General features: G+C 62.2%; 4 protein-coding genes. 3 read left to right on the top strand and 1 reads right to left on the bottom strand.

Going from position 1 to position 6,383, the window contains the following annotated elements; genetic code table 11:
* Positions 1–524: 524 nt before the first annotated feature.
* A complete protein-coding gene (locus AB1609_13495) occupies positions 525–893 on the bottom strand; it encodes a helix-turn-helix transcriptional regulator (GenBank protein MEW6047474.1) in 369 nt (122 codons plus the stop codon).
* A gap of 89 nt (positions 894–982) precedes the next feature.
* On the opposite strand from AB1609_13495, the gene AB1609_13490 reads away from it, so the two are divergent.
* From AB1609_13490 to AB1609_13480, 3 genes are all read left to right on the top strand, one after another.
* Positions 983–1,264 carry a helix-turn-helix transcriptional regulator gene (locus AB1609_13490; GenBank protein MEW6047473.1) on the top strand — a complete coding sequence of 94 codons (282 nt, stop codon included), beginning with the start codon at positions 983–985 and terminating at the stop codon, positions 1,262–1,264.
* A 204-nt stretch (positions 1,265–1,468) separates the two neighbouring features.
* A complete protein-coding gene (locus tag AB1609_13485) occupies positions 1,469–4,375 on the top strand; it encodes a fibronectin type III domain-containing protein (GenBank protein MEW6047472.1) in 2,907 nt (968 codons plus the stop codon).
* Positions 4,376–4,472: 97 nt separating this feature from the next.
* On the top strand, positions 4,473–6,383 hold a 1,911-nt coding region (locus AB1609_13480), incomplete at its 3' end, for an S-layer homology domain-containing protein (protein ID MEW6047471.1).

Genomic DNA, 6,383 nt, shown 5'->3' with positions numbered 1-6,383 from the left:
CGCCCCGCGCATCGACCCTGCCGGCCTCCGCCGCCTGCAGGCGCTGCTCGCCGACCTGCGCATCAATTACGCCGCCCAGCGCTCCCGCGCCGAGTCAGCCGCCCGGGAGGATACCGGCTCCCCCTCCTCCTGACCCCGCGAGGCGCGCCCACCCCACTCTCCCGCCTCGCGCACCTAAGTCATCTCCTTTAGCGCCAAGGCATCCAGAATGGTTCGTTAGCAGCGCGTTAGCAAACGGTTAGCAAATACCGTGGGGGCGTGTCCGGGTACTCAGGCCTTGATGGCGGGGAGTAAGCCGTGAAAGTCCGGGCACGGGAGAAGGGCGGCCGGCCGGAGCAGCTGTCACAGGAAAAGGGAACGTAATCCCCCGGGACCCCGTGGCGCAAGGGAAAACGCCCCGGGTAGTGCTGGTGGCGTTGGGGAGTTACTACCGCGTGGTGACCGGATGCACCGGGTCGGCCCCGTTTCCGTCCGGTCCGACACCTGTTGACGGGGTGGGGCTGCTACCATGGGAGCCGGTGGTGTCAAGTGCCAGCCTCTGACCTGTCCTCCCAGTGTCCTTGCGATTTCAGTGCGGCAATAAAGGCGGCAAGGACCGCGGGCGACACGCCGGACCGTTCGGCTGCAAGCGCAACGACCGGGTCGACCGGGGTCGGGAAAATTCTGGGGACTGAGGAAGCTTGCTGGGCGCTTGCGGTACCCAGGAGTTCGTCGGTTGTAACTTGGAGCACCTGGCTGAGCTTCACGAGGGAGACGAGGCTGGGTAGCTTGGCCCCGCGCTCCCAGTTGGCTATGGTGGGCCGCCCCACACCCACCATGCGGGCTAGGTCTTCTTGCTTCAAGCGCCTTCTCTTGCGGATCTCCCGCAGGGCGGCCGCGAAGGTGTTCTCCATACACTTATCACCTGTGTTTCTGCCGGAAACATCACCTGCACTATAGCACAGGCACTGGGTATTGACAAGTTTTCCGGCGGGCACATATAATGTGCACGTCGGGAACAAACCCCGGGCACGTAGTGCGTGAGGGAAAGGTGGAGTACATAGTGCATCGCAACAACCTGAGACGTGCCAGGTTGCATGCGGGTCTCACACAGGCCCAGGTTGCGATTATGGCTGGGCTGAGCCGGGCGGCATACACGAACATCGAGCTCGGCAGGAAGAATCCTTCCCTCGATACGGCTCTGCGCATCGCTGAAGTCCTGGGCCAGCCGGTCGAAGACTTGTTCGGCGTGGGTGCTGCTCACGTGCGCGAGGCAACCGCTTAACATCTGGCTAACCGGTTGACTGCGCGCTGGAAGGTTCCGGGCGCACCGGGAGACGGGGAGTTTACACGTGGAATGCGGCGGGATATACCGCGATCCCGACAGCAGAAATTCCAGGTCCGAGGGGGTGGTTTACGGCCTGTGAGTGTGGCAATACGTGTTTATCGTAGCGGTTTCGGTAGAGCAGAGCGGAAGGAGGTAGAGGAAGTGCACCTGGTCCCGATTGCGAGCAATGGTGGCCGCGCGAAGAGGGCCGTGGGAAAGCTCCTATCGGTCGCAACCATCTTGGCTCTGGTCTTGACGCTCCTCCCGGTCGTACCGGCGATGGCAGCGGCAGGAAATTCGACGGCGAAACTGACTAATCCACCTGAAGGCGGAATTGTTGCTGAGGTTACGGCTTTCCAGGGAGAAGCCACGGATCCCGACGGCGTGACAGGCGTGAGTATTGCCGTCCAGAACGCCAGTGGCCAGTATGTGCAGCATCTCGTGAATGGTGGCTGGGCTTCGACGTTCAAAGCGTTTTCGGCGCAGGTGACTGTCGGCGGCACGGTCTATCAGTGGACAGTTTCGGGAGTGAACTCGCTTATCTTCGGCGAGGGCAACTACACCGCAACCATCGTAGTCAACGATGGGACGAACATCGACTATCACTATGCGACCTTTGCTGTGGATAAGACCGGCCCGCAACTCTCCGGGCCTGTGCCTGAGCCGGGTAGCTTTATCGCTGGTCGCAGTCAGGAACTGTTTGCCGTGACGGCTACCGACGACCCAGCGGGGGTTTCCACGGTGGAACTTGTGTACCGGGTAGGCGCCACTGGTCAGGCGGTGACCGTGCCATTGTTGACTGTAACTGGCAGCGTATATAGCACCACCCTGGATCTCTCCAACACTGCCACGGGTGACATCGTGTACTTTAAGTTCACCGCAACCGATGCGGCAGGCAACAGGAGTGAAACTCCCGAATACACCGTCACCGTCGATAAGAAACCACCTGCGGAGGTCACCAACCTGACTGTCACTGCGCCTCCCGAGGGTGGCAAGTTGGTACTCAGCTGGGCTGACCCGACAGATGCCGACTACGTTCAGGCGAACGTGTACTATCGCACCCTGCCGGATGGGACTTGGAACAACGCCGGCAGTGCACCGAAGGGCCAACAGACCTTCACCATCAGCGGCCTTGATCCGAGCGGCGCTACCAAGTACGCCGTCAAGGTAACTACGGTGGACGGCTTCGGTAATGAGTCCTCAGGTGTGGCTGCCGACAACAACGGCCAGGGATATGCAGCTAAAGACGTCAAACCCCCGGCCGAGGTGAGCAGCCTGAAGGTGACGGTCGTTCCGGCGGGTGGGGCGCTCAACCTCGAGTGGACTAATCCCGCTGACGCCGATTACCAGGGTGCCAAAGTCTACTTCAGGAAGTTGGCCGACACCTCCTGGACGTACAGCGGCACGGTTACTGGAGCTGTGTACCAGTATCAGGTCATGAACCTGGTTAACGGCGTGCCGTACGCGGTCAAAGTGACTGCGTTCGACGTTTATGCCAATGAATCTGCCGGCGTCGTGGACGACAACAACGGCCAGGGTTACGTTCCGACAGATACTCAGGCGCCCGGCGAAGTAACGGGTGCTCAGGCTTGGGCTCCCGCCGAGGGCGGCTCGATCATCGTGTCTTGGATTGATCCGGCAGACATCGACCTCAACCATGTCAATGTTTACATGCGGGTGAAGGGTAGCACCGATTGGGGTACCCCCGTTGCCGTAGAAAAGGGAGTAGGCTACTGCGAGTTCGGCAACCTGGATCGCACCGGCGAGACTAGGTATGAGTTCAAGGTCAGCGTTGTGGATGCCCTCCGCAACGAGTCGCAGGGCGTAGAACTGAACAACAACGGCCAAGGGTACACCGCCAAGGATCAGGTGCCGCCCTCTGACGTCGCTCAGCCGACAGTATCGATCCCTGCTCAGGGCGGTAGCCTAGAAGTGCGGTGGACTGACCCAGGTGACGCGGATCTGCACCACGTGAACGTCTACTGCCGGCCGATTGGTACCACAGGCGACACCTGGGGGCTCCCGCAGCAGGTGTCCGCGGGGGTGCAGCAGTGTGTGGTCACGGGGCTTGCCAACGGCCATGCGTACGAAGTCAAGCTCACCGCCGTGGATGACATTGGCAACGAGTCCACGGGTCTTGTACTCAACAATAACGGTCAAGGTTATCTGCCCAAGCAGCTTCCCGTGGATACCACGCCGCCTGGTGAGGTGCAGGGGCTTGCGGTGACCCCGGTTGCAGGGCCGGGAGCCTTCGCTGTCAGCTTCACTTGCCCTGCGGACTCCGACTTGGCGCGGGTCCGCATATCGATGTACGGAACGAGCAGCTACGAGCACTACGGAACGGTGGAATTGGAGGCGCAGGCGAACCAGGTCTTCGAGGGCTTGCCTGTCATGGTTGCTCCTGATGTGACCCTGGGTGGCGAACAGCGTGTGATGTTCAAGGTCGTTACCGTCGACCAGACAGGCAACGCCTCTGCCGGCCTACAGGAGGACGATAGCGGTCAGGGTTACGCGGTCGTCGCCCATTGGCAGCTGTTGCCCGGTCCGGAAGGGTGGACCACCTTCTCGGTGCCTGTTCAGCTGGCAGGGGGGCAGAAGCTGCTCGGCGACCTGATCGATGTTGGTGCGGTGGACGTGGCATACAAGTATGATTCCGCGACGCAACAGTGGGTACAGGTGACGGAGGACAACAACACCATTGCCCCGCTCGAGGCTCTCTACGTCAAGCTCAAGAGAGAGGTTCTGGCTACGATCAGACCGACGACAACACCTGGTGCGCCCCCTGTGAGGAAGCTGTACAAGGGATGGAACCTGGTTGGCCCGACGGACAATCGCGCGGTGCATGACACGCTGGTAAGCGTGGCAGAAGGCTGGCGGCAGGTGGTAAGCGTGCCGGGGAACCCTGAAGTGTGGGCTGCAACGCCTTACACCGAGTACTACACCGAGTACTATCAGCTCAGATGGGTGCATACTCACTACGGTTACTGGATTTACATGGCAAGCGAGGGAGACCTGGCCGGTTTCGTGGGTACTCCAGTAACTGTCGGGAACTATCCGGTCGGCTGGTAAGCCCGTGGTGTCCCTCGGCTAGTGCACACCTGGAGGGGGCTGCACGGGAGTGTGTGGCCCCCTCTTCCGCAGATCGGGTGCAAGGAGGTGCTCCGGGATGGGGGGAATTGTGCGGAGGCTCACGGCAGCGGCCGGCCTAACGTGCGCGCTGCTGTTTGTCCTGGCGAGCTCCGGTCTCGCACAGAGTGAGCCATCTCTACCCGCGGCCTACTACGGGACGGTCTATCTCAACGGGAGCCCTGCCCCTATTGGCACGGTCATAGTAGCCAAGATTGCAGGTGAAATCCGTGGGAGCATAACAGTGCAGGAAGCAGGCAAATACGGCGGGGCCGGAGCACTGGAGTCAAAGCTGGTGGTGCAGGGTGCGTCAACCGACGAAGGTAAATCCGTTGTCTTTGAAGTGGGCGGCGTGTTGGCAAGCCAGACGGTGGCCTATAAGCCTGGCGACGTGAGGCAGGTTGACCTGACGGCGGTCGGTATAGTTACCCAAGTGGTCGGGATTTCCGCGACGATTGGCGAAGCCGGACAGGCGACCTTGAGTCAGGGCGAATCCATCAATGTGGCGGTCTCGGCAACTTTGGTTGACGGCACAACGCGTGACGTTACTTCCGACTGCGCTTACGCCACCAGCAACCCCCAGGTGGCTACCGTGAGCGGGCAGGGCGTGGTGACAGCGGTGGCTCCTGGGCAGGCGGCGATTACCGCCAGATACCAGGGGTTCGAGTCCTCCGTGGCTGTAACGGTGGTTCCAGCTCTGACCGGGATTGAGGTTTCCCCGGCGGCGGTGAATCTCACCCCGGGACAGACTGCACAGCTGGCGGTAGCGGCAAAGTACTCGGACGGGAGCTCAGTTGACGTGACTGCGCGGGCCACCTACGTGACCAGCAACCCCCAGGTGGCTACCGTGAGCGGGCAGGGCGTGGTGACAGCGGTGGCTCCTGGGCAGGCGACGATTACCGTGTCCTACCAGGGCAAAGAAGCAACTACAAGAGTGACAGTAAGCCAAGCAGCTACTCCCCCTGTGGGCGGGGGAGGCGGAACCGTTCCCCCTCCGTCTCCGCCGTCTCCACCCAACAAGGTCGAGGTCACGATAGAACCTGGCAGGGTAGCGCTGGCGGAGATCGACGAGGTAGCGAAGGTTGAGGTCCAGCCGGGCGCAGTCACCGGGACGAACGCGCGGTTGCTGTTGACGGCCTTGCAGGAGAGCGAGGCGGCCCCGATCCTGAACCTGGCGACGGGTATTGAGCCTGCGAGCCCCGTCGTCGACGTGAGCGTGAAGGACGGACAGGTATCGGGGACGGTCACCGTGGTGCTCTCTTACGACCCGGGTAAGGTGCCGTCTGGCCGCATGCCCGCTGCCTACTTCTACAGCGACAGGAAGTCGTGCTGGGTCTACCTGGGCGGCAAGGTGGATCCGGGTAGCAAGACGGTCAGTGTGGCGGTCTCGCACCTGACGAAGTTCGCAGTGTTTGCCCGCGACCCGGTGCCCGCGTTCACGGACATGCAGGGTCATTGGGCCGAGCAGGTCGTGGCCCGGCTGGCGGGCATGGGAGTCGTGAGTGGCTACCCGGGGAACGTATTCAAGCCGGGTGCGGAGATCAGCCGGGTCGAGTGCACGGCGATGCTGGTACGCGCCCTGGGCCTGCAGGCTGCGGGTGAAGAGGGGCTGACCGCGTTCAAAGACAGCGCTAACATTCCCTCCTGGGCTAGGGGCCTGGTCGCGGCCGCGGTCAAGGCCAGCCTGGTAAAGGGGTACCCCGAGGAGGACGGGAGCTTCACGTTCAGGGCCGGGAACCCGGTGACGCGGGGAGAGCTTGCGGTGCTGGTCGCCAGGATCATGGCGAAGGAAGTCGGGCCTGTGACCGGGACCGTGAGCCAATTTGCTGATGGGAGCAAGATCCCGGACTGGGCGAAGGAGTCCGTGGGTGCGGCAGCGGCCAAGGGGATCATCAAGGGGTACGAGGACGGTACGTTCCGGGCCGCGAACAACGTCACGCGGTCGGAGGCT

It is taken from the genome of Bacillota bacterium, from assembly GCA_040754675.1.
GTDB lineage: Bacteria > Bacillota > Limnochordia > Limnochordales > Geochordaceae > Geochorda.
Note: the sequence above shows the minus strand (reverse complement) of the source record. Positions and strands in the feature narration are given on the sequence as shown.